The 26837-nt window shown below is 73.8% G+C and carries 27 protein-coding genes; 19 read left to right on the top strand and 8 right to left on the bottom strand.

Annotated features, from left to right (window positions below):
• The first annotated feature begins 118 nt into the window (after positions 1 to 118).
• The 11 genes from ftsH (at position 119) to ATL51_RS14745 (ending at position 10744) form a co-directional block, all read left to right on the top strand.
• On the top strand, positions 119 to 2623 hold the full coding sequence (gene ftsH / locus ATL51_RS14795) for an ATP-dependent zinc metalloprotease FtsH (protein ID WP_301549033.1): 2505 nt from the start codon (positions 119 to 121) through the stop codon (positions 2621 to 2623).
• Between the two features lie 32 nt (positions 2624 to 2655).
• Positions 2656 to 3270: a GTP cyclohydrolase I FolE gene (gene folE / locus ATL51_RS14790; RefSeq protein ID WP_374210252.1), complete on the top strand. Its 615-nt coding sequence runs from the start codon at positions 2656 to 2658 to the stop codon at positions 3268 to 3270.
• 49 nt (positions 3271 to 3319) lie between these two features.
• Positions 3320 to 4150: a dihydropteroate synthase gene (gene folP / locus ATL51_RS14785; protein WP_100880720.1), complete on the top strand. Its 831-nt coding sequence runs from the start codon at positions 3320 to 3322 to the stop codon at positions 4148 to 4150.
• Entirely contained in the window at positions 4147 to 4512 is a 366-nt protein-coding gene (folB, locus tag ATL51_RS14780) for a dihydroneopterin aldolase (RefSeq protein WP_073576766.1), read from the top strand. The genes folP and folB overlap by 4 nt, the downstream gene beginning before the upstream one ends.
• On the top strand, positions 4509 to 5024 hold the full coding sequence (folK, locus tag ATL51_RS14775) for a 2-amino-4-hydroxy-6-hydroxymethyldihydropteridine diphosphokinase (protein WP_100878921.1): 516 nt from the start codon (positions 4509 to 4511) through the stop codon (positions 5022 to 5024). Before folB ends, folK begins: the two co-directional genes overlap by 4 nt.
• Positions 5021 to 5557: a DUF3180 domain-containing protein gene (locus ATL51_RS14770; RefSeq protein ID WP_100878920.1), complete on the top strand. Its 537-nt coding sequence runs from the start codon at positions 5021 to 5023 to the stop codon at positions 5555 to 5557. The genes folK and ATL51_RS14770 overlap by 4 nt, the downstream gene beginning before the upstream one ends.
• A gap of 47 nt (positions 5558 to 5604) precedes the next feature.
• Positions 5605 to 7467 carry a PrsW family intramembrane metalloprotease gene (locus ATL51_RS29020; protein WP_208622988.1) on the top strand — a complete coding sequence of 621 codons (1863 nt, stop codon included), beginning with the start codon at positions 5605 to 5607 and terminating at the stop codon, positions 7465 to 7467.
• Positions 7468 to 7689: 222 nt separating this feature from the next.
• On the top strand, positions 7690 to 8613 hold the full coding sequence (locus ATL51_RS14760; RefSeq protein ID WP_100878919.1) for a Rossmann-like and DUF2520 domain-containing protein: 924 nt from the start codon (positions 7690 to 7692) through the stop codon (positions 8611 to 8613).
• On the top strand, positions 8610 to 9497 hold the full coding sequence (gene panC, locus ATL51_RS14755) for a pantoate--beta-alanine ligase (protein WP_100878918.1): 888 nt from the start codon (positions 8610 to 8612) through the stop codon (positions 9495 to 9497). Before ATL51_RS14760 ends, panC begins: the two co-directional genes overlap by 4 nt.
• 22 nt (positions 9498 to 9519) lie before the next feature.
• Positions 9520 to 9930: an aspartate 1-decarboxylase gene (gene panD, locus ATL51_RS14750; protein WP_073576761.1), complete on the top strand. Its 411-nt coding sequence runs from the start codon at positions 9520 to 9522 to the stop codon at positions 9928 to 9930.
• Positions 9931 to 9940: 10 nt separating this feature from the next.
• Positions 9941 to 10744 (top strand): type III pantothenate kinase, encoded by an 804-nt coding sequence (locus tag ATL51_RS14745; protein ID WP_100878917.1) that lies wholly within the window; start codon positions 9941 to 9943, stop codon positions 10742 to 10744.
• A gap of 32 nt (positions 10745 to 10776) precedes the next feature.
• Here ATL51_RS14745 and ATL51_RS14740 read toward each other — a convergent pair whose 3' ends face one another.
• Positions 10777 to 11535, bottom strand: a complete 759-nt coding sequence (locus ATL51_RS14740; protein ID WP_100878916.1) for a class I SAM-dependent methyltransferase — start codon at positions 11533 to 11535, stop codon at positions 10777 to 10779.
• 159 nt (positions 11536 to 11694) lie between these two features.
• Here ATL51_RS14740 and lysS point away from each other — a divergent pair, with 159 nt between their 5' ends.
• The 4 genes from lysS (at position 11695) to ATL51_RS14720 (ending at position 17458) form a co-directional block, all read left to right on the top strand.
• Entirely contained in the window at positions 11695 to 13152 is a 1458-nt protein-coding gene (lysS, locus tag ATL51_RS14735; RefSeq protein WP_073576925.1) for a lysine--tRNA ligase, read from the top strand.
• Positions 13153 to 13429: 277 nt separating this feature from the next.
• Complete coding sequence (locus ATL51_RS14730; protein WP_073576759.1) at positions 13430 to 13777, top strand: histone-like nucleoid-structuring protein Lsr2; 348 nt, start codon at positions 13430 to 13432, stop codon at positions 13775 to 13777.
• A 79-nt stretch (positions 13778 to 13856) separates the two neighbouring features.
• A complete protein-coding gene (locus ATL51_RS14725; protein WP_100878915.1) occupies positions 13857 to 14684 on the top strand; it encodes a siderophore-interacting protein in 828 nt (275 codons plus the stop codon).
• 230 nt (positions 14685 to 14914) lie between these two features.
• The gene (locus tag ATL51_RS14720; RefSeq protein WP_073576757.1) at positions 14915 to 17458 is read left to right on the top strand and encodes an ATP-dependent Clp protease ATP-binding subunit; all 2544 of its coding nucleotides are present in this window, start codon (positions 14915 to 14917) and stop codon (positions 17456 to 17458) included.
• Positions 17459 to 17585: 127 nt separating this feature from the next.
• Here the strand turns inward: ATL51_RS14720 and ATL51_RS14715 are convergent, their stop codons facing one another.
• The gene (locus ATL51_RS14715) at positions 17586 to 18302 is read right to left on the bottom strand and encodes a nucleoside/nucleotide kinase family protein (protein ID WP_100878914.1); all 717 of its coding nucleotides are present in this window, start codon (positions 18300 to 18302) and stop codon (positions 17586 to 17588) included.
• A 28-nt stretch (positions 18303 to 18330) separates the two neighbouring features.
• Here ATL51_RS14715 and ATL51_RS14710 point away from each other — a divergent pair, with 28 nt between their 5' ends.
• Entirely contained in the window at positions 18331 to 19365 is a 1035-nt protein-coding gene (locus ATL51_RS14710; protein WP_073576755.1) for a YihY/virulence factor BrkB family protein, read from the top strand.
• 4 nt (positions 19366 to 19369) lie between these two features.
• Here the strand turns inward: ATL51_RS14710 and ATL51_RS14705 are convergent, their stop codons facing one another.
• Positions 19370 to 20845 (bottom strand): helix-turn-helix domain-containing protein, encoded by a 1476-nt coding sequence (locus ATL51_RS14705; protein ID WP_301549032.1) that lies wholly within the window; start codon positions 20843 to 20845, stop codon positions 19370 to 19372.
• A gap of 191 nt (positions 20846 to 21036) precedes the next feature.
• Here ATL51_RS14705 and exaC point away from each other — a divergent pair, with 191 nt between their 5' ends.
• The 3 genes from exaC to ATL51_RS14690 all read left to right on the top strand — a co-directional run bounded on the left by exaC (position 21037) and on the right by ATL51_RS14690 (position 23608).
• Entirely contained in the window at positions 21037 to 22560 is a 1524-nt protein-coding gene (gene exaC, locus ATL51_RS14700) for an acetaldehyde dehydrogenase ExaC (RefSeq protein WP_100878912.1), read from the top strand.
• A complete protein-coding gene (locus ATL51_RS14695) occupies positions 22560 to 22961 on the top strand; it encodes a DUF779 domain-containing protein (RefSeq protein ID WP_100878911.1) in 402 nt (133 codons plus the stop codon). Before exaC ends, ATL51_RS14695 begins: the two co-directional genes overlap by 1 nt.
• Before the next feature lie 62 nt (positions 22962 to 23023).
• A complete protein-coding gene (locus tag ATL51_RS14690) occupies positions 23024 to 23608 on the top strand; it encodes a cysteine hydrolase family protein (RefSeq protein ID WP_100878910.1) in 585 nt (194 codons plus the stop codon).
• Positions 23609 to 23653: 45 nt separating this feature from the next.
• On the opposite strand, the gene ATL51_RS14685 is transcribed toward ATL51_RS14690, so the two are convergent.
• The 5 genes from ATL51_RS14685 to ATL51_RS14665 form a co-directional block, all read right to left on the bottom strand.
• Positions 23654 to 24394, bottom strand: a complete 741-nt coding sequence (locus ATL51_RS14685) for an SIR2 family NAD-dependent protein deacylase (RefSeq protein ID WP_301549031.1) — start codon at positions 24392 to 24394, stop codon at positions 23654 to 23656.
• A 101-nt stretch (positions 24395 to 24495) separates the two neighbouring features.
• Positions 24496 to 24813, bottom strand: a complete 318-nt coding sequence (locus tag ATL51_RS14680; RefSeq protein WP_100880718.1) for an antibiotic biosynthesis monooxygenase family protein — start codon at positions 24811 to 24813, stop codon at positions 24496 to 24498.
• A 10-nt stretch (positions 24814 to 24823) separates the two neighbouring features.
• Positions 24824 to 25177: an MmcQ/YjbR family DNA-binding protein gene (locus tag ATL51_RS14675; protein WP_100878909.1), complete on the bottom strand. Its 354-nt coding sequence runs from the start codon at positions 25175 to 25177 to the stop codon at positions 24824 to 24826.
• A gap of 254 nt (positions 25178 to 25431) precedes the next feature.
• Positions 25432 to 25932, bottom strand: coding sequence for a 2'-5' RNA ligase family protein (locus tag ATL51_RS14670; RefSeq protein WP_100878908.1), 501 nt, complete (start codon positions 25930 to 25932; stop codon positions 25432 to 25434).
• Positions 25933 to 25943: 11 nt separating this feature from the next.
• Positions 25944 to 26807, bottom strand: a complete 864-nt coding sequence (locus tag ATL51_RS14665; protein ID WP_100878907.1) for an HhH-GPD family protein — start codon at positions 26805 to 26807, stop codon at positions 25944 to 25946.
• Positions 26808 to 26837: the final 30 nt, after the last annotated feature.

The following is a 26837-nucleotide window of genomic DNA, read 5'->3' as shown; positions in this document are numbered from 1 at the left end:
TCCACCCACCGTGGGGCTATCCTGGCGGGTCAGGGCCCTCCGGCGGGGCGGTACACCGTCCGCCGCCGCTGCCGAGAACCACTCCCGGGAAGGTGAAGGCCACCCAGGCCGACGTTGCATGGACCGCAAGCGCCTGCTCCGCAACCCGCTGATCTGGATCCTCGTCGCACTCCTGATCTATCTCGGGTTCAGCCAGCTGTTCGACGACACCCGCGGATACACCGAGGTCACGACGTCGGTCGCGCTCTCCCAGGTGCAGTCGGGGAACGTCAAGGACGCCCTCGTCGAGGACCGTGAGCAGCAGCTCCGCCTCACGCTGGACCGCCCGATCGAGGTCGACGGCAACGAGACGACCCAGATCCTCACCCAGTACCCCGCGCAGATCTCCGGTCAGATCTTCGACCAGGTCCGCCAGGTCCCCGGGATCGCCGAGTACGACACCGTCGTCCGCCAGGACTCCTTCCTCTCCACGCTGCTGATCACGATGATCCCGCTGGCGCTGGTCCTGATCCTGCTGTTCTGGTTCCTGAACAACGCCCAGGGCGGCGGGAACCGGGTCATGAGCTTCGGCAAGTCCAAGGCCAAGCAGCTGAACAAGGACATGCCGAAGAACACGTTCGCGGACGTGGCGGGCGCCGACGAGGCGGTCGAGGAGCTCTACGAGATCAAGGACTTCCTGCAGAACCCGGGCCGTTACCAGGCCCTGGGCGCGAAGATCCCCAAGGGTGTGCTGCTCTACGGCCCGCCCGGCACCGGCAAGACGCTGCTGGCCCGTGCGGTCGCCGGTGAGGCGGGCGTGCCGTTCTACACGATCTCCGGGTCCGACTTCGTCGAGATGTTCGTCGGTGTCGGTGCCTCCCGGGTGCGCGACCTGTTCGAGCAGGCCAAGCAGAACGCGCCCTGCATCATCTTCGTCGACGAGATCGACGCGGTCGGCCGCCAGCGCGGCGCCGGCCTCGGTGGCGGGCACGACGAGCGCGAGCAGACCCTGAACCAGCTGCTCGTCGAGATGGACGGCTTCGACGCCCGCGGCGGCATCATCCTGATCGCCGCGACGAACCGGCCGGACATCCTCGACCCGGCGCTGCTGCGCCCGGGCCGGTTCGACCGGCAGATCCCGGTCGGCGCCCCCGACCTGGCGGGTCGCCGCGCGATCCTGTCGGTGCACTCCAAGGGCAAGCCCTTCGCCGACGACGTCGACCTCGAGTCGCTGGCCAAACGCACCGTGGGCATGTCCGGCGCCGACCTGGCCAACGTGATCAACGAGGCCGCGCTGCTGACCGCCCGCGAGCACGGGACGCTGATCAACGGCGCCGCGCTGGAGGAGTCGGTCGACCGCGTCGTCGGCGGCCCCCGGCGCAAGTCGAAGATCGTCTCCGAGCGCGAGAAGAAGATCACCGCGTACCACGAGGGCGGGCACGCGCTGGCCGCGTGGGCGATGCCGGACCTGGAGCCGGTCTACAAGCTCACGATCCTGCCGCGCGGGCGCACCGGCGGGCACGCGCTCGTCGTCCCGGAGGACGACAAGGGCCTCATGACCCGCGCCGAGATGATCGCGAGGCTGGTGTTCGCGATGGGTGGGCGTTCGGCCGAGGAGCTCGTCTTCCACGAGCCCACGACGGGCGCGTCCTCCGACATCGACCAGGCCACCAAGATCGCCCGCGCGATGGTCACCGAGTACGGCATGAGCGCCAAGCTCGGCGCCGTCCGCTACGGCCGCGAGCAGGGCGACCCGTTCCTCGGCCGCTCGATGGGCAACCAGGCCGACTACTCGCTCGAGGTCGCCCACGAGATCGACGAGGAGGTGCGCAAGCTCATCGAGGCCGCGCACACCGAGGCGTGGGAGATCCTCAACACCTACCGCGACGTGCTCGACGAGCTGGTGCTCGAGCTCCTGGACAAGGAGACCCTGAACCGCAAGGACCTCGAGCGGATCTTCGGGTCGGTGGAGAAGCGGCCGCGGATCACCGCGTTCGACGACTTCGGCGTGCGCACGCCCTCGGAGAAGCCGCCGATCAAGACCCGGCGCGAGCTGGCGCACGAGCGCGGTGAGGTCCTGCCGCCCGAGGAGGACGAGCGCACCCCGGCCGAGGTCGGCTCGGGCGTCGCCAACGGCTACGGCGACGCGCCCGGCACCCCCGGCGCCTCCCCGTTCCCGGCGGGCGGCTCGGTCCCGAGCCGCCCGGACGCCCCCAACGACGGCGGCTACGCCCCCGGCGACGGCGGCCCGGGCCACGGCGGCGGCAACGGCGGGAACGGGAACGGGAACGGCTACGGCGCGCCCGGCAACGGGCACGGCGCCCCGGTCCACGGCCACGGCCGGGCCGGGTCCTACGGCGGACCGGGACAGCCCCCGCCGCCCGCCGTCGCCCCGAACTACGGCGCCCCGCCGGACTGGCGGCCCGCGACGACCCCGCCGGGCCAGAGCTGGCCGCCGCCGAACTGGGCGCAGCCGCCGCAGCAGGGCGGGCCGCAGGGCCCCGCCCAGGGCGGTCCCTGGCCCGGTCGCGGACCGGGCGGCGGCAACGGCAACGGCGCGCACGGCAACGGCGCGCCGGGCGGTGCGAACGACCCCGGCGCCGGCGAGCAGCGACGCGGACACGACCCGGAGGCAGGACACTGAGCACGTCGACGACGGACGGACGCTCCGGACCGGTGGAGTCCGCCGCGGTGGCGGCCGGGGTGACTCGGGCCGTACCCGGCGGGATCGACCTGGACCGTGCGGAGCGCGCCGTCCGCGAGCTGCTGATCGCGGTCGGGGAGGACCCGGACCGCGAGGGTCTCAAGGAGACCCCGGCCCGGGTCGCGCGCGCCTACGGCGAGATCTTCGCCGGGCTGTTCGTCGACCCGGACACGGTGCTGGAGAAGACCTTCGACGAGGGCCACGGCGAGCTCGTGCTGGTCAAGGACATCCCGATGTTCTCCACCTGCGAGCACCACCTCGTGCCCTTCCACGGGGTGGCCCACGTCGGCTACATCCCGGCCGTCGACGGCCAGGTCACCGGCCTGTCCAAGCTGGCCCGGGTGGTCGACCTGTACGCCAAGCGACCGCAGGTCCAGGAGCGGCTGACCGCGCAGATCGCCGACGCCCTGGTGCGCAAGCTGAACCCGCGCGCGGTGATCGTCGTGCTGGAGGCCGAGCACCTGTGCATGGCCATGCGCGGCATCCGCAAGCCGGGGTCGCGCACCACCACCTCGGCGGTGCGCGGGCTGTTCAAGAGCTCGGCGACCTCCCGCGCGGAGGCGCTCTCGCTGATCAGGGGGCGGTGACGTGGTCGCCCCCGGAGGGGCGTTGCCGGAGCTCGGCCGCTGCGCGGTCATGGGGATCCTGAACGTCACCCCCGACTCGTTCTCCGACGGCGGCCGCTACGTCGACCGGTCGCACGCCGTCGCGCACGGTGTCGCGATGCGCGACGCCGGGGCCGACCTCGTCGACGTCGGCGGGGAGTCGACCCGGCCCGGCGCGCAGCGGATCGACGCCGCGACCGAGCGGGACCGCGTCCTGCCGGTGGTGCGCGACCTCGTCGCCGCGGGCGTGCGGGTCAGCGTCGACACGACCCGGTCCGCGGTCGCCGAGGCCTGCGTCGAGGCCGGTGCGGCGATGGTCAACGACGTCTCCGGCGGCCTGGCCGACCCGCGGATGGCCGCGGTCGTCGCCGAGTCGCGGACGCCCTGGGTGATCATGCACTGGCGCGGGCACAGCGCCGGCATGCAGCACCTCGCGGGCTACGAGGACGTGATCGGCGAGGTCCGGTCCGAGCTCGTCGCCCGGGTCGACCACGCCGTGATGGCCGGGGTCGACCCCGGCCGCATCGTGCTCGACCCCGGTCTCGGGTTCGCCAAGAACGCCTCGCACAACTGGGCGCTGCTGCGCCGGCTCGACGTGTTCGTCGATTTGGGCTTCCCGGTGCTGGTCGGGGCCTCGCGCAAGCGGTTCCTCGGCGAGCTCCTGGCCTCGGCCGAGGGCGAGCCGCGCACCCCGCCGGGCCGCGACATCGCGACCGCCGCGGTCAGCGCGCTCGCCGCCAACGCGGGCGCCTGGGGCGTGCGGGTGCACGACGTCGAGTCCACGATGGACGCCATCGCGGTCGCCGCCGCCTGCCGGCTCGGCGCCTCGCGCCCCCGCACCCCGCGGGAGACCGGGCGGTGAGCGACCGGATCGAGCTACGGGGTCTGCGCGTCCGCGGGAACCACGGCGTGTTCGACCACGAGCGTCGCGACGGCCAGGAGTTCGTCGTCGACCTGGTGGTGCACGCCGACCTCGCGCCCGCCGCCGCCTCGGACGACCTGGCCGACACGCTGCACTACGGCGAGCTCGCCGAGCTGGCCGCGGGCATCGTCGGCGGTCCGGCCCGGGATCTCATCGAGGCCGTCGCCGGGGAGATCGCGCAGGCCGTACTGGACTCCGACGCCCGGGTCGCCGCCGTCGAGGTGACGCTGCACAAGCCGTCGGCGCCGATCCCGCTGACCTTCGACGACGTCGCGGTCGTCCTGACCCGGAGCCGGGCGTGACCCGCGCGATCCTGTCCCTCGGCTCCAACCTGGGCGACCGGGCCGCGCACCTGCGCACGGTCGTCGCGGACCTGGGGGCGGCCGTCGTGGCGGTGTCGCCGGTGTTCGAGACGGCGCCGTGGGGCGTGACCGACCAGCCGGACTTCCTCAACGCGGTGCTGGTCGCGGACGACCCGGCGCTCGATGCGTGGGGCTGGCTGCGCCGTGGGCAGGCACTCGAGGACGCCTCGGGCCGGGTCCGCGAGCAGCGGTGGGGGCCGCGCACCCTCGACGTCGACGTCGTCCAGGTGACCGACGACGGCGCCCCGGTCACCTCGGACGACCCGGAGCTGCTCCTGCCGCACCCGGGCACCCCCGACCGGGCCACCGTGCTGCTGCCGTGGCTGCTCGCCGAGCCCGGGGCCGTCCTGCACGGGCGCGGGCCGGTCGCCGACCTGCTGGACCGGCTCGGCCCGGACGGCCGTGCCGGCGTGCACCGCCGCGACGACGTCGTCCTGCGGGACCCGGCATGACCGCGCCCGGACCGGGCGGACGGCGCTCGGGCCGCGGCCCGGACGACGACCCGCGCCCGACCGTGCGCCCGACCCGGGGCCGCGACGTCGCCGCGATCGCCGTGGTCGCGGCCCTGCTCGGCAACATTCTCGTCCAGCTGACCTACGGGTCGCTGCCGACGCTGCCGGTCGCCGCGGCGGTCGTCGTCGCGGTCCTCGCCGCCGCCGAGGCCGCGGGCGGGGTCGTGCTGCGGCGCCGGGTCGAGCGCCGGAACGGCGCCGTCCCGGTACCGCCGCTCGTCGCGGCCCGGGCGGTGCTGCTGGCCAAGGCCTCCGCGGTCGGCGGCGCCGTGGTCGCCGGGCTGTGGGTGGCCGTGCTGATGCACACGCTGCCGCGGGCCGCGGTCGTGGTGGCCGCGTTCCGGGACAGCGTCGTCGCCGGGATCGGTGTGGTCAGCGCGCTGCTGCTGGTCGGCGCCGCGCTCTGGCTGGAGTACTGCTGCCGGGCCCCCGACGACCCGGACGACACCGACGGTGGGATCCGCTCGACCTGAGGCGCGTCCCCCGCGCGGACGGGGCCGGTTCTCTACGCTGGACCGTCATGACGTCCCCGACGCTCGGCCGCCCGTACACACCGGTGCCGGCGCCGTCGGCCAAGCGACGGGGCGTGCTGCTGCCGGTCGTCGGCCTGGTGGTGCTGGCCCTGCTCGCGGTGATCACGATCGGGGTGCTGCAACGCGCGATCGGGACGCCGGGGGTGATCGTCGGGACCCTGGCCGCGCTGCTGCCGGTCGTGCCGGTGGTGGCGGCGTTCCTCTGGGTGGACCGCTGGGAGCCCGAGCCGCCGCGGATGCTGATGGGCGCGTTCCTCTGGGGCGCCGGGTTCGCCGCGCTGGTCGCCCTGCTGATCAACACGAGCGCCTCGGCGGTGCTCGACGCGGCCGCCGGGCGCGGCGCGGGCGACCTGTTCGGCCCGGTCGTGGTCGCCCCGGTCGTCGAGGAGTTCACCAAGGGCCTGTTCCTGGTCGGGCTGCTGCTGTTCCGGCGCCGTGAGTTCGACGGGATCGTCGACGGCGTCGTCTACGCCGGGATCGTCGCCGCCGGGTTCGCGTTCAGCGAGAACATCCTCTACCTCGGCCGCGCGGTGTCCGAGCCGGAGTCGGCCGGCGTGCTCGCGACGCTGTTCGTCCGCGGCATCGCCTCGCCGTTCGCGCATCCACTGTTCACCTGCATGATCGGCATCGCCGCCGGGATCGCGGTGGCCAGCCGCAGCATCGGGGTGCGGGTGCTGGCGATGATCGCCGGCTACGTCGCCGCGGTGGTGCTGCACGCGTTGTGGAACGGCGCGTCGGTGCTGGCCGCGACGCCCGGCGGCTTCTTCCAGATCTACCTGTTCGTGATGGTCCCGATCTTCGTCGGGCTGATCCTGCTCGTGGTGTTCGCCCGTCGCCGCGAGGCGCGGATCGTCGCCGCGCAGCTGCCCGGCTTCGCCGCCGCGGGCTGGATCGCGCCGAGCGAGGTGACCCTGCTGGCCCGGCTGTCCCGGCGGAAGGGCTGGCGCACGCTGGTGCGGCGCCGCTCCGGCCCGGCCGCGGCGAAGGCCGTCGCCGAGTACCAGTCCGCGGTCACCGAGCTGGCGTTCATGCGGAACCGGATCGCGCGCGGCGCGGTGAAGGAGAGCGCCCACGCCCTGCACGACGAGAAGCTGGCCGCGGTGCTGCGGGCCCGTGCCGTCGCCGTCGGGGTGCCGGAGGCGCTGGTCGCGGCCTGGGCGCGGAAGCGTCCGTCGGACTGGGAGCCGCCGCCCCCGGCCGCGCCGGACGGCAGCTTCTCCGGCCAGTTCCGGATCCCGACCTTCCCCGACGGCGGCGGCGCGTCCGCCTCCGCGGGGCCCGCCGTGCCGCCGCTGCCGCCCGGCCCGGACACACTCATGACCGCGGCGCCCTGGGGGCGCCCCGAGGGACCGCGGGTCGCTCCGTGGTCGGGCGCGCGGCGCACCCCGGCGCCGCAGCCCCCTGCTCCGCCGACACCCGCCCAGCACTCCCCGGCCCCGCAGGCCTCCGCCGCGCCCGAGAGCGGTGCCCGTCCCGCCGGCCCCCGGGGACCCGGGGAGCCCCGGGTGGCCGATGCCCGTTCCGGTGGTCCGGGCGTGGCCGCCCGCCCGGAGACCCCGGCCCGACGTCCCGGCCCCGCTCAGGGCCCCGGCCCCTCGGGTTCGGGGCCCGGGGCGGTCCCCGGCGGCCGGGCGGCGGGCTCGCCTGCGCCCGGCCGCCCGCCGTTCGGCACCCCGGTGCCCGGCCCCGCCCCCGGGGGAGGCGACGAGCACCTCACGCGTGCCGTCCGCCGTCCGGACCCGCCCGCCGGCGGGACCCACGGCCGCCACCACGACGACCCGTCGGACCCCGGCCCCACCCGCCCGATGCTCCGCCCGGACGACGACCCGGACCACCCCGCCACCCGGTGATCACCGGTTGTGGAGCGCAGCGTCCGCCCGGCGGGCGACGGACTCCACAACCGGTGATCGTGGTCGTCGCGGGACGGGTGAGGCCGGTCTCAGGACCACCCGTCGCCACCCGGCGCGCGTCTACCCTCGCGTCCGGCGCGCGGCCACCGGAGGTCGCGCCACCCGCGGATTGCCCGACCGGTACCCCACCAGGACCGGAACGGGAGGAAACGGATTCTCGTGATGGACTCTGCGATCGATGGCGGTCGCCCCGCGCGGCTCGCGGTCGGGGTGGTCTCGGCCGGTCGGGTCGGTGCGGTGCTGGGCGCCGCGCTCGCCCGCGCGGGCCACCACGTCGTCGCCGCCTCCGGGGTCTCGCAGGCCTCGGTGCGGCGGGCGGAGACCCTGCTCCCCGACGTCCCCCTGCTCCCGCCGGACGAGGTCTGCTCGCGCGCCGACCTGGTCCTGCTCGCCGTCCCCGACGACGTGCTGCCCGGCCTGGTCCGTGGCCTCGCCGCCGCCGGGTGCTTCCGCCCGGGCCAGATCGCCGTCCACACGGCGGGGTCGCGCGGCGTCGCGGTGCTGGACCCGGCGACGGAGCAGGGTGTGTTGCCGCTGGCGCTGCACCCGGCGATGACGGTGACCGGCCGCCCCGAGGACGTCGACCGGCTCGCCGCCTGCTGCATCGGCGTCACCGCCCCCGGCGACCCGGAGCACGGCGACCCGCGCGACGCCGTCGGCTGGAGCGTCGCCGAGGCACTCGTGCTGGAGATGTCGGCCGAGCCCGTCCGCATCCCCGAGGCGATGCGCCCGCTCTACCACGCCGCGCTCGCCCACGGCGCCAACCATCTGACCACCCTGGTCGGGGACTGCGTGCAGTTGCTGGAGACCGCCGGCATCCGGCCCGCGGAGCGGCTCGTCGCGCCGCTGCTGTCGGCCGCGCTGGACAACGCGCTGCGCCACGGCGACCGCGCGCTGACCGGACCGGTCGCCCGCGGCGACGCCGGCACCGTCCGGACCCACCTGGAGCACATCGCCGACGCCGACGCCGACCTGGCCGCCATCTACCGGGCGCTGGCCGGGCGCACCGCCCACCGCGCCGCCGCCGCCGGGCTCCTCGGCCCCGACGGCGTCCGCGACATCGAGACCGCACTGGAGGAGAAGTGAGCACCCCCGGCTCCACCCGGAACGGCTACGGCACCGGCCGGCTGACCGTGCACGCCGACCCCGCGAAGCTCGCCGCGGTCACCCGCGCGCTGCGCGGGGCGGGCCGCAAGGTCGTCCTCATCCCCACGATGGGCGCCCTGCACGAGGGCCACCGCGAGCTGATCCGGCATGCGAAGCGGATCCCCGGCGCCGTCGTCCCGGTCGTGTCGATCTTCGTGAACCCGCTGCAGTTCGGCGCGGGCGAGGACCTCGACCGCTACCCGCGCCCGATCGAGGCCGACCTCGACGCCTGCCGCGAGGAGGGCGTCGAGCTGGTGTTCACCCCGCAGGTCGAGCACATGTACCCGCCGGGCTCGCAGACCCGCGTCACCGCCGGGCCGCTCGGTGACGAGCTGGAGGGTGCCTCCCGGAGGGGCCACTTCGACGGCGTCCTGACCGTCGTGTCCAAGCTGTTCCACATCGTCGGCCCGGACGTCGCGCTGTTCGGCGAGAAGGACTACCAGCAGCTGACGCTGATCCGCCGGATGGTGCGCGACCTGGACTTCCCGACCCGGGTCGTCGGCGTCCCGACCGTCCGCGAGGACGACGGCCTGGCCCTGTCCTCGCGCAACGTCTACCTCGACCCCGGGCAGCGCCGCGCCGCCGCCGTGCTGTCGCGCGCGCTCGCGGCCGGGGCCGCGGTGTCGGTCCGCGGGCACGACGCCGTGCTGGACGCCGCCCGCGCCGAGCTGGCGACCGAGCCGGAGGTCGACGTCGACTACCTCGAGCTGCGCGACACCGACCTCGGACCGGCCCCCGCCCCGGGCGCCGGGGACGGCCGCCTGCTCGTCGCCGCCCGGGTCGGCGCCACCCGCCTGATCGACAACGCCCCCATCGCGTTCTGACCGCGTCCCGAGGAGAACCGCCGTGAACCGCACGATGATGAAGTCCAAGATCCACCGCGCCACCGTGACGCAGGCCGACCTGCACTACGTCGGCTCGGTCACCGTCGACGCCGACCTGATGGCGGCCGCCGACCTGCTCGAGGGCGAGCAGGTCAGCATCGTCGACATCACCAACGGCGCCCGCCTGGAGACCTACGTGATCACCGGCGAGCCCGGCTCCGGGGTGATCGGCATCAACGGCGCCGCCGCGCACCTGGTGCACCCCGGTGACCTGGTCATCCTGATCTCCTACGGCTCCTACGACGAGGCCGAGCTGCGCGACTACAGCCCGCGCGTCGTCTTCGTCGACGCCGACAACCGGATCGCCGACCTGGGCGCCGACCCGGGGCACGCCCCGGAGGGTTCGGGCCTGCTGACCAGCGCGGCCCGCTGAGGACGACACGGTGCTGCTCTGCATCGATGTGGGGAACACCCACGTCTCGCTGGGGCTCTACCCCGACACCGGGACGGGTGCGGAGGCGCTCGACCCGGAGCCGGAGCGGCGCTGGCGGCTGCGCACCGACACCAGTGCCACCGCCGACGAGCTGGACCTGACCGTCACCGGGATGCTCGGCGCCCACTTCCCCGAGGTCACCGCGGTCGCCGCGCTGTCCACGGTGCCCGGGCCCTCGCGGGAGCTGCGCACGCTGCTCTCGCGCTGGTCGGACCGGATGCGGACGCTCGTCGTCGGGCCGGGGGTACGGACGGGCGTGCCGCTGCTGGTGGACCACCCGCGCGAGGTGGGCGCGGACCGGGTCGTGAACTCGCTCGCCGCGCACCACCTGTTCGGCACCACCTGCGTCTGCGTCGACCTCGGGACCTGCACGAACATCGACGTGGTCACCGCGAAGGGTGAGTTCCTCGGCGGAGCGCTGGCCCCGGGCATCGACATCGCGATGCAGGCGCTGGCCGAGCGGGCGTCGTCGCTGCGGCCGGTGGACCTGGTCGAGCCGCGCTCGGTGATCGGCCGGACGACGGTCGAGGCCGTCCAGGCCGGGGTGCTCTACGGCGCCGCCGGGCAGGTCGACGGGCTGGTCCGCCGGATCCTCGCCGAGCTGGGCCCGGACGCGCTGCCGGTCACCGTGATCGTCACCGGTGGGCTCGCGGAGCTCGTCCACGGCCGTGCCGACACCGTCACCCACCACGTCCCGGACCTGACGCTGCACGGGCTGCGGCTGACCCACCTGCGCCACCACCGGCCCCGCTGACCGGGCCCGTGGACCGCGCCCGCCGGCCGGGCTCAGAGCTTGCGGGACCGCCGCACGATCGTGCGCATCGGCATGGTGAAGCGGCCGTCGGCGTCGGCGACCCGCCCGGTCAGGAACTCCCGGGCGGCGGCGGACACCGCGTCCCGGTCCTGCGGGGCGCTCCGCAGCGCCCAGGAGTGCGTGGCGATGTCGGCGAGGTGCTCGTCGACGGTGGTCGGGCGGTCCCAGGTGACGCGGTCCTCCCCGTCGTCGACGAACCAGGGGGAGCCCGGGTGCGGCGTCGCGTCGCCGCCACCGGCCGGGTTGTCGGGCACCCGCCGACCGCGCACGGTGAGCTCGCCGAACTCGCGGATCCAGGCGACGTCGTCGTCCCCGCCGTTCCACAGCCCGGCCAGCACCCCGCCGGGCCGCAGCACCCGCGCCATCTCCGGGGCGGCCCGGTCGAGGTCGAACCAGTGCAGCGCCTGCCCGACCAGGACGGCATCGACGTGGCCGTCGGGCAGCGGGATGCGTTCCGCGGACCCGGTCCGGGCCTCGACGCCGGGGGAGCGCTCGCGCAGCACCGCGAGCATCGCCGGGTCCGGCTCCACCGCGACGACGTCGAGCCCGCGGGCGGTCAGGACGCGCGTCAGCTTCCCGGTCCCCGCGCCCAGGTCGAGCACGCGGGGCCGTTCCGGGGTCCCGGCCAGCGCCGCGTCGACGGCGGCGTCGGGGTAGGCGGGGCGGTGGTCGTCGTAGGCGCGTGCGACGTCACCGAACGTGCGGCCGCGGTCCACCTCGTCGTCGGGCACCTCCGCACGGTAGGCCGGTGGCCGACCACCGCGCGCGGCCTCGCCGCGGAGGTGGGGGGTGACGACGGGCGCTCCCGGGTACCGCCGATAGCCTGACCTGCCGTGAACACTCCCGGCACACCGTCCGACCCGGCGACCGAGGCCGACCTCCCCGAGCAGATGCGGGTGCGCCGGGCCAAGCGCGCGGAGCTGATCGCCGCGGGCACCGACCCGTACCCCGTCGAGGTCCCCCGCACGCACTCGCTGCGCCAGGTCCGCGACGCCCACCCGGACCTGCCCGCGGACACCGCGACGGGCGAGACCGTCGCCGTCGCCGGCCGGGTGATCTTCGTGCGGAACACCGGCAAGCTGTGCTTCGCGACGCTGCGCGAGGGCGACGGCACCGAGCTGCAGGCCATGCTCTCGCTCGACCGGGTCGGGGCCGAGGCGCTGGCCGGCTGGAAGTCCGTCGTCGACATGGGTGACTTCGTCGCGGTGCGCGGTGAGGTCATCACCTCGCGACGGGGCGAGCTCTCGGTGATGGTCGACGAGTGGTCGGTCGCCGCGAAGTCGGTCCGGCCGCTGCCGACCGCGCACAAGGAGCTCTCGGAGGAGAACCGGGTCCGGCAGCGCTACGTCGACCTCATCCTGCGCCCGCAGGCCCGCGAGACCGTGCGCGCGCGGTCCACCGTGCTGCGGACCGTCCGCGAGTCGCTCACCGGCCGCGACTTCATCGAGGTCGAGACGCCGATGCTGCAGAACCTGCACGGCGGTGCCACTGCGCGTCCGTTCGTGACGCACGCGAACGCACTCGACTCCGATCTGTATCTGCGGATCGCACCGGAGCTGTTCCTGAAGCGTTGCGTGGTCGGTGGTATCGAGCGCGTCTTCGAGCTGAACCGGGTGTTCCGGAACGAGGGCATCGACTCCACGCATTCCCCGGAGTTCGCGATGCTGGAGGCCTACCAGGCCTACGCGACCTACGACGACATGGCGGTCCTGACCCGGGAGCTGATCCAGTCCTCGGCGCAGGCGCTGTTCGGTTCCACCACGGTGCGCCACCACGACGGCACCGAGCACGATCTCGGTGGCGAGTGGCGATCGGTGACCATCTACGGATCGGTGTCCGAGGCCGTCGGGCGGGACGTGACGCCGGACACGGAACTGTCGGAACTGCAGCGGATCGCGCACGCCCACGACGTCGACATCACCGATTACCCGACGGCCGCACAGATCGTGCTGGAGTTGTTCGAGAAGCTGGTCGAGCACACCCTGCACGAGCCGACCTTCGTGCGCGACTTCCCGGTCGAGGTGCGGCCGCTGACCCGTGCGCACCGCGACGACCCGCGGCTGTCGGAGTCCTGGGACCTCATCGTCTTCGGCGTGGAGCTGGCCACGGCCTACTCCGAGCTGGTGGACCCGGTCGAGCAGCGGGAACGCCTGCACGCCCAGTCGCTCAAGGCCGCGGCGGGCGACCCGGAGGCCATGCAGCTCGACGAGGACTTCCTGCGCGCCATGGAGTACGGCATGCCGCCCACCGGTGGGATGGGAATGGGTATCGACCGTCTCCTGATGACCCTGACCGGCCTCGGAATCCGCGAGACGATCCTGTTCCCGCTGGTCCGCGGCGAGTCCTGAACCGGTTCCGAACGCACATCCGACGACGTCCCCGGCCGCGAAGAGCGACCGGGGGCGTCGTGTTTGGCGGACCCGTACGAGTGGTGTCGAACTCGGTTCGCCGTATTTCGCCGTACCCAGGTCGACGACACGAACATTTCTCGGATACTCTCGGATTCGAGTCGGAACCGGTACCCGGTGGCCTCATATTGCGTCCTGCTATTGCATCGCGCAGTCGCCGATGTCCGCCCCGGTCCCTCATCATGAACGTGTTCGGCCATTCAGGGAGGCTGCGGAGATGGCGCAGATCAAGGAAGTCCGGCTCGTCGACGATCTGACCGGTGACGCGGCGGACGAGACGATCGAGTTCGGTCTCGACGGACGTAACTACGAGATCGACCTGTCCGACGGGAATGCGAAGAAGCTGCGCGACGTGCTCGCCGACTACGTCGCGGCCGCCCGTCGCGCCGGTGGCGCGGCCCGCCGGCGCAGCAGCGGCTCGTCGGGCGGGGCGGCCCGCCGCCCGTCGGTCGACCGCGAGCAGAACCAGGCGATCCGCGAGTGGGCCCGCAACCGCGGGATGAAGGTCTCGGACCGCGGCCGCATCCCGGCCGAGGTGCTCGAGGCCTACCACCAGGAGAACTAAGGTCTGCCTTACCCGGCGGGGCGGGGGAGGGGTACCGTCGCGACGGCCCCTTCCCCTCTCGTCGTTGGGAGGCAGCCTGATGGCCCGCCCCGTCACCGATCTCAGGGTGCTCCGCACCGAACGTCTGAGCCCGCACATGGTGCGCGTCGTCGCCGGTGGCGACGGCCTGGCGGCGTTCCCCGTCACGGAGCACACCGACCGTTACGTCAAGCTCCTCTTCCCGCTCCCCGGCGTCGAGTACCCCGAGCCGCTGGACATGGACCGGGTGCATGCCGAGCTGCCGCGCGACCGGTGGCCCGCCCAGCGGACCTACACCGTCCGCTCGCTCGACCACGCCGCAGGCGAGCTCGTCATCGACTTCGTCCACCACGGCGACACCGGCCTCGCCGGCCCGTGGGCGGCCGCCGCCCGCCCGGGCGACCGGCTGCGGATGCTCGGCCCCGGCGGCGCCTACGCCCCGGACCCGGACGCCGACTGGCACCTGCTCGTCGGCGACGAGGCCGCGCTGCCCGCGATCTGCGCCGCGCTCGAGCGGATCCCGGCCGGGCGACCGGTCGTCGCCGTCCTGCAGGTGGACGGTCCCGGCGACGAGATCGACGTGCCGACGGGCCCCGGGGTGGACGTGCGGTGGCTGTACCGCATCGACGCCGGGGGCGACCCGGACTCGGAGCAGCTGCCCGCCGTCGTCGCGGATCTGGAGTTCCTCCCCGGGCGCGTGCACGCCTTCGTGCACGGTGAGGCGATCGCCGTGCGCGAACTCCGCAGGCACCTCACCCGCGGGCGCGGCGTCGCCAAGCACGACCTGTCGATCTCCGGGTACTGGCGCCGCGGGCGCGACGAGGAGGGGTTCCGGCAGTTCAAGGCGGCCGAGCGGGAGCGCGAGGAGGCCACTGCCGCGACCGGCTGACGTCCGTCGGGAACACGGCAGGTGCCACCCGTGTTACTGCGGGCACGTACCCCGGTGCACGTCAGGTGGAGGCGCCGGGGCCCCTTCGACCGATACAGTGGTATGTGGTCTCCCGTGAGGGTGGCCTGGCGCGGTGTCACGCGAGGGCGCAGTGTCGGTTCGGGCGAGCCCGGACCGTACGGAGATGCTGGTCGCGCCGTCAGTGAGGCGCAGCAGGCAAGGAGTGCGAATTGTTCGAGAGGTTCACCGACCGAGCGCGACGTGTTGTCGTCCTGGCCCAGGAAGAGGCCCGGATGCTCAACCACAACTACATCGGGACCGAGCACATCCTCCTTGGCCTGATCCACGAGGGAGAGGGCGTCGCCGCGAAGGCGCTCGAGTCCCTCGGTATCGCTCTGGAGGGCGTGCGACAGCAGGTCGAGGAGATCATCGGCCAGGGGCAGCAGGCCCCGTCCGGGCACATCCCCTTCACCCCCCGGGCGAAGAAGGTGCTGGAGCTGTCGCTGCGCGAGGCGCTGCAGCTCGGCCACAACTACATCGGGACCGAGCACATCCTGCTCGGCCTCATCCGCGAGGGCGAGGGCGTCGCGGCCCAGGTGCTGGTCAAGCTGGGCGCCGACCTCAACCGTGTCCGTCAGCAGGTGCTCCAGCTGCTGTCCGGGTACCAGGGCAAGGAGCCGCAGGAGAGCGGCACCGGTGGCCGTGGCGAGGGCACGCCGTCCTCGTCGCTGGTGCTGGACCAGTTCGGTCGCAACCTCACCCAGCAGGCCCGTGAGGGCAAGCTGGACCCGGTCATCGGCCGGGAGAAGGAGATCGAGCGGATCATGCAGGTCCTCTCGCGGAGGACCAAGAACAACCCGGTGCTGATCGGCGAGGCCGGCGTCGGCAAGACCGCCGCCGTCGAGGGCCTCGGCCAGGCGATCGTCAAGGGCGAGGTCCCGGAGACGCTGAAGGACAAGCAGCTCTACACCCTCGACCTGGGCTCGCTGGTCGCCGGTTCCCGCTACCGCGGTGACTTCGAGGAGCGCCTCAAGAAGGTGCTCAAGGAGATCCGCACCCGCGGTGACATCATCCTGTTCATCGACGAGATCCACACCCTGGTGGGTGCGGGTGCCGCCGAGGGCGCGATCGACGCCGCCTCGATCCTCAAGCCGATGCTGGCCCGCGGCGAGCTGCAGACCATCGGTGCGACGACGCTCGACGAGTACCGCAAGTACGTCGAGAAGGACCCCGCGCTGGAGCGCCGCTTCCAGCCGATCCAGGTGTCCGAGCCGTCGGTCGAGCACACGATCGAGATCCTTCGTGGTCTGCGTGACCGGTACGAGGCGCACCACCGCGTCACGATCACCGACGACGCACTGGCCTCGGCCGCGACGCTGGCCGACCGCTACATCAACGACCGCTTCCTGCCGGACAAGGCGATCGACCTGATCGACGAGGCCGGCGCCCGGATGCGCATCCGCCGGATGACGGCTCCGCCGGACCTGCGGGAGTTCGACGAGAAGATCGCGAACGTCCGCCGGGACAAGGAGTCGGCGATCGACGCGCAGGACTTCGAGCGGGCCGCGCACCTGCGCGACCAGGAGAAGACCCTGCTCGGCGAGAAGGCCGAGCGCGAGAAGCAGTGGAAGTCGGGCGACCTCGACGTCGTCGCGGAGGTCGACGGCGAGCAGATCGCCGAGGTGCTGGGGAACTGGACCGGCATCCCGGTGTTCAAGCTGACCGAGGAGGAGACGACCCGTCTGCTCAAGATGGAGGACGAGGTCCACAAGCGGATCATCGGCCAGGAGGACGCGGTCCGCTCCGTCTCGCAGGCGATCCGTCGTACCCGCGCCGGTCTGAAGGACCCGAAGCGGCCGTCCGGCTCGTTCATCTTCGCCGGCCCGTCCGGTGTCGGTAAGACCGAGCTGTCCAAGGCCCTCGCGAACTTCCTGTTCGGCGAGGACGACGCCCTCATCCAGATCGACATGGGTGAGTTCCACGACCGCTACACCGCCTCGCGGCTGTTCGGTGCCCCTCCCGGGTACGTCGGCTACGAGGAGGGCGGTCAGCTCACCGAGAAGGTGCGGCGCAAGCCGTTCTCGGTGGTGCTGTTCGACGAGATCGAGAAGGCGCACCAGGAGATCTACAACACGCTCCTGCAGGTGCTCGAGGACGGCCGTCTCACCGACGGTCAGGGCCGCACGGTCGATTTCAAGAACACCGTGCTGATCTTCACCTCGAACCTGGGCACCCAGGACATCTCGAAGGCCGTGGGACTGGGCTTCTCCTCCGGTGGCGACGAGAAGTCGAACTACGAGCGGATGAAGACGAAGGTCAACGACGAGCTGAAGAAGCACTTCAGGCCGGAGTTCCTCAACCGCATCGACGACATCATCGTCTTCCACCAGCTCAACCAGGAACAGATCATCCAGATGGTCGACCTGATGATCGGGCGGGTGGAGAAGCAGCTGGCGAACAAGGACATGGGCATCGAGCTCACCGACAACGCCAAGAAGCTGCTGGCCCACCGCGGGTTCGACCCGGTCCTGGGCGCCCGGCCGCTGCGCCGGACGATCCAGCGGGAGATCGAGGACCAGCTGTCGGAGAAGATCCTGTTCGGCGAGATCGAGGCCGGGCAGATCGTCATCGTCGACGTCGAGGGCCTCGACACCTCCGCGGAGGAGGGCTCCAACGCCTGGTCGGACAAGGCCAAGTTCACCTTCCGCGGTGAGCGCAAGCCGTCCGAGCCGGTGCCGGACACCCCGCCCACCGCGCTGGCCGGCGAGGAGTGAGACAGACCCACGCATGACGACGGCGGGCCGTCCCGGGAGTTCCCGGGGCGGCCCGCCGTCGTCGGTCCGGAGCCCGGTTCCGACCCCGGCCCGGTGGCCCCCAGGGGAACTTTCGAGGCGTAGAGCGCTACGAAGGTTCCCCTGGGAGCGGGCCGGGGGCGTGGTCGGGCAGCGCGACGACCAGGTCGGCCCGGTGCCGGGACGCCTCGACGAGGCGGGCGTTGGGCTCGTCGGTGCGCTCGACCCACACCCGGGCCGCCTCCAGGGTCTTGCCGAAGCGCACGTGCCGCGCCACCAGGCGCTCCAGCCGGAGCGCCTCGTCGGTCTCGTGGAACCACACGGCGTCGAACCCTGCCCGCACCGCCCGCCAGCGGGGGGTGTCGAGGAGCAGGTAGTTGCCCTCGCTGACCACGAGCCGGCACTGCGGGTGCACCGGGACCGACCCGGCGACGGGCTGCTCGATCTCCCGGTCGAACGCCGGGGCGTACACCGGGCCGGCGTCGTCGCCGGGGGTGAGCCGCAGCCGGGCCAGCAGCGCGGCGTAGCCGTCGGCGTCGAAGGTGTCCGGGGCGCCCTTGCGATGACGTCGGCCCAGCCGGTCCAGCTCGACGTCGGCGAGATGGAAGCCGTCCATCGGGACATGGGCGACCCAGCCGGGGCCGAGACCGTCCGGGGGCGTGGCGGCGAGCGCCCGGACCAGGGCCAGCGCGACGGTCGTCTTCCCGGCCCCGGGGGCCCCCGCGATGCCGAGCACCGCCCGTCGTCGTCCGGCGGCGAGCGCCCGGGCGCGCTCCACCAGCTCGTCGAAGCGGTCGGTCCGTGCCGGGGTGTCCACGAGCGTCATTCTTTCCGCCTGCGGCTAGGTTCTGCGCATGAGCTCGGTGCGCCCGGTCCCCGAGACCCGGCTGATGACCGGCGAGGAGCTCTCCGCCGACGACGCCGCCCACACGCTGCGCCGCTACGGCCTCGGGCACCTGCTGTCCGCGGGCTTCCTGCGCTTCCGCTACGGCGACGGCTTCTCCCACGCCCGCGCGTTCGGCCTGCAGCTGGCGCTCGCCGCCGTCCCGCTGATCATCGCCGGGGTCGGGCTGTCCGCCGCGGCGGGCGCCGAGGGCGCCTCGGAGGTCGTCGCCCGCACGGTGCTGGCGCTGTCCCCCGGGACCAGCGACGAGCTGGTCGCCGAGGCCGTCCGCGGTGCCGGAGCGGGGGAGGCCGACCCGGATGACCCCGGTGAGCAGGCCGAGCGTGACGACACCCCCACCGGGGAACGCGGTGAGCTGGTCCTCGCGCTCGGCCTGCTCACCGCGTTCGCCGCGGCGACCTCGGCGTTCGCGCAGCTGGAGCGGGGCGCGAACCGGATCTACGGCACCGAGCGGGACCGGCCCGCGCTCGCCAAGTACGCGCGTGCCGCGGCGCTGACCGCCACCGCGGGCGTCGCCATGGCGACCGGGCTGCTGCTGATCGTGGCGGGGGAGCCGTTCGGGGACGCGGTGCGCGAGGTGTACCGGTGGGGTGCGGTCGCCGAGACGGTGTGGGACGTCGTGCGCTGGCCGGTCGGGCTCGCGCTGCTCGTCGTCGCGGTGACGGTGCTGCTGCGGTTCGCGCCGCGCCGTCGCCAGCCGGGACTGTCCTGGCTGGGCGCCGGGGCCGCGGTCACGGTGCTGCTGTGGCTGGTCGCGTCCGGACTGCTGGGTCTCTACGTCGCCGTCGCGGACACCTTCGGTGAGACCTACGGGCCGCTGACGGCGGTGATGGCCCTGCTGATCTGGGCGAACATCAGCGGGGTCGCGTTGCTGGCCGGGGTGGCGCTGTCCGCGCAGCTGGAGGCGGTGCGTGCCGGTGAGGAGGACCCGCGGCTGCCCGACTCCGACGACGACGGCATCCCCGACCACACCGACCCGGACTGAGCGCTCAGCGGAGCTCGTCGTGCCGCGGGTCCGACGACGGCAGCAGCGCTCGCAGCCGGTGGCGCAGCTCCTCGTCGTCGGTGCCGTCGCCCCGGCCGGCCCGGACCAGGGTCCACAGCGCGTCCGGGTCGTCGGCCCGCAGCAGCGCCGACCGGACGGCGACGGCGAGCTGCTCGCGGGCCCGGCGGATCTCCGGTGCGTCGGAGGTCGGCAGCAGCGGCCCACGGGCGGCCTCGGCCGCGGCGTCGCGGACCCGACCCTCCCGCAGCGCCGCGCGCAGCCGGAGGAAGTCGGCGTCGACGTCGGCGACGAGCCGGTAGGGCTGGGTCCGGACGGTGTCCTCGCCGACGGCCCGGCGCAGCCGGTGCACCTCGGCGCGCACGGTGATGGCGCGACCGCCGTCGCCGTAGAGGGCGGCGGCGAGCTGGTCGGCGGTCAGCCCCTCCGGGTGCAGCGCCAGCAGCGCGAGGACCTCGGCGTGCCGCAGGCCCAGGCGCACCGGGCGCCCGTCCCGGCGGGCGACGACGGGGGTACGCGCCCCGAGCAGCGGCAGCGTCAGGGCCGTCCGGACGGGTCCGCCCGGGGGCAGCCGCAGCAGCCAGCCCTCGCCGAGCGGCTCCAGCACCCCGGCGACGGGGCCGCCGCCCAGCGGCACCCCGCCGACCGCGACGCCGTCGACGACGACCCGGTCCCCGCCGTCGGGCAGGGCGATCCGCTCCGGGAACTCGCTGCCCGGCGACGCGGCCAACACCCGCCCGTGCGCGGACAACAGCGCGCCCGGGGTGCCGCTGAGCCGGGTCAGGTGCGGCCAGTACTCCTCGCGCAGCCGCCGGTCATGGGCCTCGGCGATGGCCAGCAGCCGGTGCTCGGCCAGCCGCGCGGCCGCGGTGACCAGCGCCAGCGTCGTCGGGTGGAAGCTCTCCTCCGGCCCGGTGACGTCGACGGTGCCCACCACGCGTCCGGTCGCCGGGTCGCGCACCGGGGCGGCCGCGCAGGTCCACGGGTGGTAGGCGCTGACCAGGTGCTCGGCGGAGTGGATGCGGACCGGCGCGGCGCCGGCCAGCGCGGTGCCCATCGCGTTGGTCCCGACGGTGTCCTCGCTCCACCGGGTGCCCTCCACCAGGTCGACCCGCTCGGCCCGGGTCAGCACCGCGCGGGCGCCCTCGCGCCACAGGATCCGGCCCTTCCCGTCGGTCACGATCATCATGTGCCGGGCCTGCTCGGCGGCGTCGGTCAGCGTGTCGCGCAGCACCGGCAGCACGGACGCGAGGGGGTGCGCCGCCCGCCGGTCGGTGAGCTCGGCGCGGTCGTAGTCGTGCGGGGGACGGGCGCGTTCCGGGTCGACCGCCGCGGCCAGCGAGCGGGCCCAGGAGGCGCGGACCTCGGGCCGGACCCCGGCGCCGCGCGCACCGGGGGAGCCGCCGAGCACGGCGTCCCGTGCCTGCTCGTACACCCGGCGATCCGCGTGCTGCGCTGCCACGTCCTCACCATACGGTCAGCTTTGCCTTACCTGAATCGAATCCGCGTCATCGGCACTCACCGGAGGGTCAGGTTCCGCATCTGCGTGCAACTTCCGTGCAACCCCCACCTTCCTAGTGTCGGCAGTCACGCGCAACGTGCGTTCCGCACCGCGCCCTCGGTTCGACGAAGCACCTCAGGGAAGGACCATTCATGGCCGTCTACGCCAACCCCGGTCAGCCGGGCAGCGTCGTCTCCTTCAAGCCGCGCTACGAGCACTTCATCGGCGGCGAGTACGTCGCTCCGGTGAAGGGTCAGTACTTCGAGAACCCCACCCCGATCACCGGTGAGAACTTCACCGAGGTCGCCCGGGGCACCGCGGAGGACGTCGAGAAGGCGCTCGACGCCGCGCACGCCGCCGCACCGGCGTGGGGGAAGACCTCCGCGGGTGAGCGGGCGAACATCCTGAACAAGATCGCCGACCGGGTCGAGGCCAACCTCGAGCTGATCGCGATCGCCGAGTCCTGGGACAACGGCAAGGCCTGCCGCGAGACCCTCGCCGCCGACATCCCGCTCGCCGTCGACCACCTGCGCTACTTCGCCGGTGCGATCCGGGCGCAGGAGGGCACGTCGTCGGAGATCGACGCCGACACCATCGCCTACCACTTCCACGAGCCGCTGGGCGTCGTCGGCCAGATCATCCCGTGGAACTTCCCGATCCTGATGGCGATCTGGAAGCTCGCCCCCGCGCTCGCCGCCGGCAACGCGATCGTCCTGAAGCCCGCCGAGCAGACCCCGGTCTCGATCCACGTGCTGCTCGAGCTGGTCGCCGACCTGCTCCCGCCGGGCGTGCTGAACGTCGTCAACGGCTTCGGCGTCGAGGCCGGCAAGCCGCTGGCGTCGAACAAGCGCATCCGCAAGATCGCCTTCACCGGTGAGACCACCACCGGCCGGCTGATCATGCAGTACGCCTCGGAGAACCTGATCCCGGTCACCCTGGAGCTGGGTGGCAAGAGCCCCAACATCTTCTTCGACGACGTCGCCTCGCAGCAGGACGCCTTCTACGACAAGGCGCTCGAGGGCTTCGCGATGTTCGCCCTCAACCAGGGCGAGGTCTGCACCTGCCCGTCGCGCGCCCTCGTCCAGGGCGGCATCTACGACGAGTTCATCGAGCAGGCCGTCAAGCGCGTCGAGCAGATCAAGCAGGGCAACCCGCTCGACACCGACGTCATGATGGGTGCGCAGGCCTCGAACGACCAGTTCGAGAAGATCCTCTCCTACATCGACATCGGCCGGCAGGAGGGCGCCAAGGTCCTCGCCGGTGGCGAGAAGGCCGAGCTGGGCGGCGACCTCGCGGGTGGCTACTACATCAAGCCGACCGTGTTCGAGGGCAACAACCAGATGCGGATCTTCCAGGAGGAGATCTTCGGCCCGGTCGTGTCGGTCGCGCGCTTCAGCGACTACGACGACGCCATGAAGATCGCCAACGACACGCTCTACGGCCTCGGCGCCGGCGTGTGGAGCCGTGACGCGAACACCGCCTACCGCGCGGGCCGCGAGATCCAGGCCGGCCGGGTGTGGGTGAACAACTACCACGCCTACCCGGCGCACGCGGCCTTCGGCGGCTACAAGCAGTCCGGCATCGGGCGCGAGAACCACAAGATGATGCTGGATCACTACCAGCAGACCAAGAACATCCTGCAGAGCTACTCGCCGAACGCGCTGGGCTTCTTCTGATGGGTGAGCCGGACGTCGGCGCCACCCCGACCGAGCGGGTGACGCTGACGCCGGCCGCCGCCGATCTGCTGGTCAGGCTCACCGACCTGCACGGTCCGCTGATGTTCCACCAGTCCGGTGGGTGCTGCGACGGCAGCGCCCCGATGTGCTACCCGGACGGGGACTTCCGGACGGGCGGGTCGGACGTCCACCTCGGCGACCTGGTCGTCGAGGGTGTGGACCGGCCGATCGGATTCTGGATGTCGGCGTCGCAGTACGAGTACTGGAAGCACACGCATCTCACGGTCGATGTCGTCAAAGGACGCGGCAGCGGGTTCTCGGTCGAGGCGCCGGAGGGCGTCCGGTTCCTGATCCGCTCGCGGCTGTTCACCGACGACGAGTACCGGGCGATGCAGGACTGACCACCCCACCACGGCCCGGGACGACCGTCCCGGGCCGTGGTCGTCCCGGCCGAGGAGCACCGATGACGCACACCCTGCGCGGACTGATGGGCCTGCCGGCGGAACCGGCCCCGTTGTCCCGCTCCGCACTCATCATGATCGACCTGCAGAACACCTACACCGAGGGCGTGATGCGGCTGGAGAACGTCGAGCCGGCCCTCGGGGAGGCGGCCGAGCTGCTCGACCGCGCCCGCTCCGCCGGGTCCCGGATCATCCACATCCGGCACGATGCCGGCGAGGGGAGCCCCTACGACGTCACCGCGTCGATCGGCGCCATCCACGACTCGGTCGCCCCGCGCGACGGCGAGGCCCTGGTGACCAAGAACTTCCCCAGCGCGTTCGTCCACACCGGGCTGGCGGAGCTGCTGGAGGGCTACCAGGACCTGGTGCTCGCCGGGTTCATGACGCACATGTGCGTGAACTCCACCGCGCGCAGCGCGTTCTCCGGCGGCTACGTGCCGACCGTCGTCGCGGCGGCCACGGCCACCCGGGCCCTGCCCGGCGTGCACGGCACCGTCCCGGCGTCCGAGGTCCACGACGCGGCGCTGGCCGGCCTCGCCGACCTGCCCGCGATCGTCGTCCCGGACCAGAAGGCCGTCCCCTCCTGAGCCCTGCCCCCGCCCCGCGGCACGCAGGTGCGCGGGGCGGGTGGGTCAGAGGGCGGCGTCGATCGCGGCGAGGGTCGCGGCCGCGGGGGCCGCGATGCCGACGCCGCGGCCGTGGCGCACCTGCGGCTCGCGGACGTTGATCCGCACCAGCGCGCCGGTCGCGGCCGAGGCGAGCTCCGAGCGGCGACGCACCGTGGGCAGGGCACCGCCCGCCCCCAGCTCGACGACGACCACACCGGTCCGGTGCGCCGCCAGCCAGTCCACGTGCCGCTGCAGCGCCGTCGCGGCGTGCGCGTCGTCCCAGCCGCCGTCGCCGAACATCAGGATCGCCGGACGGGCGGTGCCGCCGCAGCCCGGGCAGCGGGGCAGCTCGCCGATGGCACGCATGGTGGCCTCGTCGATCGGCACCTCGACGCCGTCGGCGGGCCACACGCCGTGACCGCAGAGCCGCAGGCACTGCAGGTGGTGGATGGAGCCGTGCACCTCGGCGACGTCGTCCGGGGCGAAGCCGGCCCGCTGGAACTGGCCGTCGACGTTCGAGGTGAACACGTTCGAGGGCACCCGGCCGGCCCAGCGGCGCAGCACCGCGAACCCGGGGTGCGGCACGGTGTCCCGGTAGAGGTGCAGGCGGTGGCCGTAGAAGCCCCAGGCCAGCGCCGGGTCGTCGGCGAAGTGCTCCGGGTCGGCGAGCTCCTCGAAACGCAGGCCGAGCCGCGCGTAGGGCGGGTAGGCCCGCCAGAAGCCCTCGCCGCCGCGGAAGTCCGGCAGCCCGGAGTCGACACCCATCCCGGCGCCGGCGGTGATCAGCAGCGCGCCCGCGTCGCGGACCAGGTGGGCCGCCGCGGCGATCTCGTCGGAGAAGGCCGCAGCGACCTCGCGGGCGTCGATCAGGACCCCGCCGCGATCTGCTGCAGGTCGACGACCTCGAACTCCAGCAGTGACGCGCCCGTGGCGACCGGCTGCGGCGAGCGCTGACCGGCGTGCGCCTCGGCGGCCGGGCCCGCGCGCCACGCCTGGAAGTCGGCCTCGGTCTCCCAGCGGGTCACGACGAAGTACCGGTCGTCGCCGGAGACGGGGCGCAGCAGCTCGAACCCGAGGAACCCGGGCTGCCCGTCGACGGCGTGCAGGCGGTTCGCGAACCGCTTCTCCAGCTCGGGGCCCGCGTTCTCCGGGACCTCGATCGCGTTGATCTTCACAATGGCCATGTCCGCCACGTTATCCCTGCCCGGCGTCGTCGATGCGCATGCGCCGGGCGTCGCCGACCAGTTCGGCGAGGCGGGCCTCGTCCACCGCGTCCAGGCGGAGGAGCACCAGGGGCCACGGCGCGTGCCCGGGGTCGGTGAAGAACAGGTCGGGCTCGCCGAGCAGCAGGGCCTGCTTCTCCGCCTCGTCGCCGACGTACAGCACGGCGACGTCGGTCCTGATCACCCGTCGCCTGCCGGGCACCCGCTCCGGCCAGGACCACACGAAGCCCTTGCCGCGCACCCGGAAGTCGAACCCCTCACCCGGGTTCTCGACGACGCCGTCGAAGGCGAGCGCGATCCGCCGCACGTCCTGTTCGTCCGCCACGGGGCGAGCCTAGGCGCGGCGAGCGCCACAGAGGTCGTGCCGGACAGGTCGACCGCGACCCGGCGGCCGGCGGAATGGATCGAGCGGGGCCGCGACGGCGGGGGTCCGACCCGGCCACCGACCCGGACGTCGCCGCCGCCCTCCTGTTCGACGGCTACCTCGGGCCGTCCGGCGCTGGTGTGCGATCCCGGCCGACCGCCGCGGCGCGCTCACCCCCATGGTGGAGGGGCTGGTCGAGCAGGCCCTCGCGGGGCTCAGCCCGCGCTGAGGGCCACCGTCTCCCCGGTGCGCGAGTCGTGCAGCTCGACGGCGGTGATCCGCGCCCGCACCGGTTCGACCGGGTGCAGCAACGCGAACGCCTCGGCGGGCCGCCCGGTCGCCAGCACCACGTGCGGCAGCCAGGATCCCGGCAGGTACGCGGCGTGCGCGCCCCGCACCCGTCCGGCCAGCGCGTCGTGCGCCGCCGTGTGCACGGCCAGCACCTCGGGGTCGGTGACGGCGGTCAGCGCCAGCACGTCCGGCGCGTCCGGGCCGACCGAGCCGAGACCGGCCAGCCACAGCACCGGCAGCGCGACCAGGCGCAGCTGGGCGGTCAGCTCCCGCACGGCGGGCGGCGGGACCGTGCCCGCCGCGGCGACGGTCACGTGCGGCGTCCCGGCCGCGACCGGGATCCCGGCCGCGGCGAGCCGGTCGCGCAGCGCGGTGAGCGCGGCGGCGCCGTCGTCGTCGAGCCGGAAGCGGACGGTGCTGGGCATCGGTCCCCCGCTCAGACGGGGAGGGCGAAGCGGCCGTCGTCGGTCTGCTCGGCCAGGCCGTCGACCAGCAGCGAGTGCAGGCACCGGTCCCGCTGGCCCGCGTCGGACCAGACGGCGTCCAGCGCGGCCCGCTCGACCGGTCCGGGCGCGGTGCGCAGCACGTCCATGAGCTTGCCGCGTACCTGCCGGTCGGTGCCGGCGAAGCCCTGGACCGGCTTGCGCGGGCCGTCGTAGGCGGGTCTGCCGGCCGCCACCCAGGCGCAGCGGGCCGCGACCGGGCAGTCCGCGCAGCGCGGCGAGCGGGCGGTGCAGACGACCGCGCCCAGCTCCATCAGCCCGGCCGAGACGACGGCGGCCTCGGCGTCGTCGTCGGGCAGCAGTGCGTCCACGTCGGCCAGATCCGCCCGGGTGCGGGCCGGTCCGGCGTCGCCCTGACCGTGCACCGCGCGGGCCACGACCCGGCGGACGTTGGTGTCGACGACGGCGGCGCGCAGCCCGAAGCCGAACGCCGCCACCGCCCGCGCCGTGTAGGAGCCGACACCGGGCAGGGCCTCGAGCGCCTCGACGTCGGAGGGGACGGCGTCGCCGTGCCGGGCGGCGATCGCCGCGGCCGCGTCGTGCAGCCGGATCGCGCGGCGCGGGTAGCCGAGCTTGCCCCAGGCCCGCAGCACGTCCGCGCGCGGCGCGGCGGCCAGCGACGACGGCGCCGGCCAGCGCTCCATCCAGTCCCGCCAGACCGGTTCGACCCGGGCGACCGGGGTCTGCTGGAGCATGAACTCGCTGACCAGCACGCCCCACGGGGTGGTCTCCGGGCGCCGCCACGGCAGGTCGCGGGCATGCGCCCGGAACCACGGGAAGATCAGGTCGGCCACCACCGTCCCAGTGTCCCGCGCCCCGGCCGGGCC

Origin of the sequence: Pseudonocardia alni (assembly GCF_002813375.1) — a bacterium.
Taxonomy (GTDB): domain Bacteria; phylum Actinomycetota; class Actinomycetes; order Mycobacteriales; family Pseudonocardiaceae; genus Pseudonocardia; species Pseudonocardia alni.
Note: the sequence above shows the minus strand (reverse complement) of the source record. Positions and strands in the feature narration are given on the sequence as shown.

Excerpts from the sequence above, each read along its gene's own strand:
- ATL51_RS14710 (WP_073576755.1), top strand. The coding sequence starts at position 18,331 with ATGAGCTCGGTGCGCCCGGTCCCCGAGACCCGGCTGATGACCGGCGAG.
- ATL51_RS29020 (WP_208622988.1), top strand. The coding sequence starts at position 5,605 with ATGACGTCCCCGACGCTCGGCCGCCCGTACACACCGGTGCCGGCGCCG.
- ATL51_RS14725 (WP_100878915.1), top strand. The coding sequence starts at position 13,857 with ATGGCCCGCCCCGTCACCGATCTCAGGGTGCTCCGCACCGAACGTCTG.
- ATL51_RS14695 (WP_100878911.1), top strand. The coding sequence starts at position 22,560 with ATGGGTGAGCCGGACGTCGGCGCCACCCCGACCGAGCGGGTGACGCTG.
- ATL51_RS14670 (WP_100878908.1), bottom strand. The coding sequence starts at position 25,932 with ATGCCCAGCACCGTCCGCTTCCGGCTCGACGACGACGGCGCCGCCGCG.
- ATL51_RS14770 (WP_100878920.1), top strand. The coding sequence starts at position 5,021 with ATGACCGCGCCCGGACCGGGCGGACGGCGCTCGGGCCGCGGCCCGGAC.
- ATL51_RS14715 (WP_100878914.1), bottom strand. The coding sequence starts at position 18,302 with ATGACGCTCGTGGACACCCCGGCACGGACCGACCGCTTCGACGAGCTG.
- ATL51_RS14730 (WP_073576759.1), top strand. The coding sequence starts at position 13,430 with ATGGCGCAGATCAAGGAAGTCCGGCTCGTCGACGATCTGACCGGTGAC.
- ATL51_RS14760 (WP_100878919.1), top strand. The coding sequence starts at position 7,690 with ATGGACTCTGCGATCGATGGCGGTCGCCCCGCGCGGCTCGCGGTCGGG.
- ftsH (WP_301549033.1), top strand. The coding sequence starts at position 119 with ATGGACCGCAAGCGCCTGCTCCGCAACCCGCTGATCTGGATCCTCGTC.
- folP (WP_100880720.1), top strand. The coding sequence starts at position 3,320 with ATGGGGATCCTGAACGTCACCCCCGACTCGTTCTCCGACGGCGGCCGC.
- ATL51_RS14680 (WP_100880718.1), bottom strand. The coding sequence starts at position 24,813 with ATGGCCATTGTGAAGATCAACGCGATCGAGGTCCCGGAGAACGCGGGC.
- ATL51_RS14690 (WP_100878910.1), top strand. The coding sequence starts at position 23,024 with ATGACGCACACCCTGCGCGGACTGATGGGCCTGCCGGCGGAACCGGCC.
- exaC (WP_100878912.1), top strand. The coding sequence starts at position 21,037 with ATGGCCGTCTACGCCAACCCCGGTCAGCCGGGCAGCGTCGTCTCCTTC.
- ATL51_RS14685 (WP_301549031.1), bottom strand. The coding sequence starts at position 24,394 with ATGGGTGTCGACTCCGGGCTGCCGGACTTCCGCGGCGGCGAGGGCTTC.
- lysS (WP_073576925.1), top strand. The coding sequence starts at position 11,695 with ATGCGGGTGCGCCGGGCCAAGCGCGCGGAGCTGATCGCCGCGGGCACC.